The sequence below is a fragment of the Rhizobacter sp. P1_G5 genome, from assembly GCF_056405435.1.
In genome coordinates, this window is sequence record NZ_JBFUCB010000752.1 from 1 (window position 1) to 2,634 (window position 2,634).

The 2,634-nt window shown below is 66.2% G+C and carries 3 protein-coding genes and 1 pseudogene; 3 read left to right on the forward strand and 1 reads right to left on the reverse strand.

Features of this window, described 5'->3' with window-relative positions:
* Positions 1 to 252, reverse strand: a pseudogene (locus AC1D12_RS30515) (CsgG/HfaB family protein); the annotation flags it as partial.
* 147 nt (positions 253 to 399) lie between these two features.
* Between AC1D12_RS30515 and AC1D12_RS30520 the strand changes: the two are divergent.
* The 3 genes from AC1D12_RS30520 to AC1D12_RS30530 form a co-directional block, all read left to right on the forward strand.
* Positions 400 to 1,362, forward strand: a complete 963-nt coding sequence (locus AC1D12_RS30520) for a chemotaxis protein CheX (protein WP_477844977.1) — start codon at positions 400 to 402, stop codon at positions 1,360 to 1,362.
* A 13-nt stretch (positions 1,363 to 1,375) separates the two neighbouring features.
* Positions 1,376 to 1,744, forward strand: coding sequence for a response regulator (locus tag AC1D12_RS30525; protein ID WP_477826362.1), 369 nt, complete (start codon positions 1,376 to 1,378; stop codon positions 1,742 to 1,744).
* 157 nt (positions 1,745 to 1,901) lie between these two features.
* On the forward strand, positions 1,902 to 2,634 hold a 733-nt coding region (locus AC1D12_RS30530), incomplete at its 3' end, for a hypothetical protein (protein ID WP_477844978.1).

Consider the following 2,634-nt stretch of genomic DNA (forward strand, 5'->3'; position numbering starts at 1 on the left):
CTGCTGCAGGTGCGCGATCAGCGTGGTCTTGGCCTGGCTGCCGAGGCGGTCGACACCATCGGAGAACACGCCGCGCATGAAGGTGGAGCGGTTGTCGAACTTGCCGACCGAGACCGGCAGGCGCGTGCCGTTGAACGGCGCGGCGGCCGCCTGCACCTTGGCGACCTCCAGCGTGCGGGAGCTTTCGGTGGCGCAACCGGCGATGAACAAGGCGCATGCAGCCGCGAGAACGGCTGTCGGACGTTGGAACATGGGAATCCTCTGGAAGGGATGAAGCAGGTAGAAAAGCCGTGAATTATCTGACGCGCCATTGAGCGCCCCCCGGCACATCGGCACGGTGAACGACAAAAAGATTGGGGATGCTTTCAGCCCTCTGCCATGCTGCCGATAACTCCTCCCATGGCCGATACCGCTTTCCTCGCCGCCAAGGTGCTCCTGCTCGAACACGATCCGAAGCACTATCCCGAACTGCTCAAGTTCTGCGAGACGCTCGGGATCATCACCGTGCCGCGCGCCGCGGCCGACGCGATGGACGCGCTGGCCCAGCACAAGGACCTGGCCGGCGTGCTGCTGGCCGAAGACCTGCCCTGCGACGGGCCGGACAGCCTGAAGCTCGCCCAGGYCCTGCACCGCCAGCGCCCGGAGCTGCCGATCTTCCTGCGCCGCACCAGCACGCGAGCCCTGACCGACGACGAGTCGCGCTGCATCACGCACCCGTGGACCAGCGGCCAGCTCGATGAGCTGCGCGCCCACATCGAGCGCAGCCTGTTCGGCCTGCGCTACCCGATGGCGCTGGTGCACGGCATCGTCGAGCTGACCTGCAAGGCCATCCGCTCGATGTTCCCGAACGCGACGGTGGAGGCCGGGGCGCCCTACGTGGTGCACGACCGCATCATCTACGGCCAGGTGTCGACGCTGATCGCGCTGGAGAGCACCTGGTGCCGCGGCTACATGATGCTGCAGACCGAGGAAGGCGCGCTGCGCCAGGGCATGGCCCAGGGCATGGGTTTCGAGGGCGTCGGCGGCGACCTGGGCTTTCGCGAGCTGAACAACCTGATCGCCGAGACCACGAACCTGATCTGGGGTGCGTTCAAGAACCACTACATCCCGCCCGAGGCGTTCCCGACGCAGCAGACGCAGGTGCCGATCGTGATCAACCACGAGCAGAAGTACATCTCGTTCGGCTCGCAGGATCCGCAGCTGTGCATCCGCTACCAGCTCGCGGACCCGAACCACCCGCGCCAGCGTTCGCTGACCATCGTGCAGCGCTTCATCTTCAACCTGCTGTTCCGTCCCGAGGCCTTCGTCGAGTTCTCGAATCCGGCATCCACCGACAACACCGGCGAGCTGGAATTCTTCTGAAGAGAAAAACTGAATGGCCCAGATCCTGGTCGTCGACGACTCCCAGACGATGCGCGAGATCGTCTGCAGCTTCCTGAAGCAGAACGGCTTCGACGTGGCCCAGGCCAACGACGGGCGCGACGGCCTGCGCCAGCTGGCGCTCGACCCGGCCATCAAGCTGGTGGTGAGCGACATCAACATGCCGAACATGGACGGCCTGACGATGGCCGAGAAGATCCGCACCGAGCTCGGGAACGCGGCGGTGCGCATCGTGATGCTGACCACCGAGGACAACGCCGAGATGCGCGAGCGCGGCAAGGCGATCGGCGTCACCGGCTGGATCGTCAAGCCGTTCCGCGGCGAGGCGGTGCTGGGGCCGTTCCGCAAGTTGTGCGGGCTGTGAGGCCAGAGGGCTGACACGAAAGTGCAAGACACGCGGGCGAACATCGCGCAAGTCAAGAGGGGAACTTCGGGCTTCTGAACTTTTCCGCACGAGCGTACTTTTCGGGCCTCGCGAGATCGGTTTCATGCAGGTCTCGACAACACAGGGAGACAACCCAATGCGACACCTCACGCGGCTGTGCCTGGCCGGGATCGGCGCCGTGCTCGTCGGCCTGACGACGGCGGCCCTGGCGACCAACTACTCGCTGTGGATCAATGGCCGCACCGGCGGCGGGATCCTCGGCAACTATGCCGACTTCACCTACTGGGGGCCGGCGACCGTCGAGGCCGGCGTCAACAAGAAATCGGTCAACTGGGACGGCTACAACCACGTCTCCGACCAGAACTACCTGGTGCGCAACGCGCTCGACTGCTACTGCACCGGGCCGAACTGGTGCTACGTCGCGGCGCACAGCGCGGGCGACCTGATGATCGGCTACGCGCTCTCGCTGTACGGCGGCACGGCGCGCTACAAGAAAACCGCGATCGCGAGCTCGACCGGCGAATGCGGCAACAGCGACGGCACGACCCAGGTCGGCTGGAACATCAAGTGGGTCGACATCGCCGCCGGCGCCGGGGGCGGCAGCGAACTGGCCGACGCCGGCGACTGGGCCGTCTCGGAGCCGCTGGTGTCCGACCTGAAGACCGCCACCGCCCGCGCGCTGTACGACCACAGCAACACCCGCGCGACCTGGTTCTACATGTACGCCGGCGCCAAGGGCACGCTGTACTCCTTCGTGCTGCCGGGGCAGGACGACGAGGTCGTCGCCTATCACTCGAGCGGCGGCGTCTCGGGCAGCTCGGGTGCGAGCTTCTGCAACCCGAGCGACTGGCTGTGCAACGACCTGACGC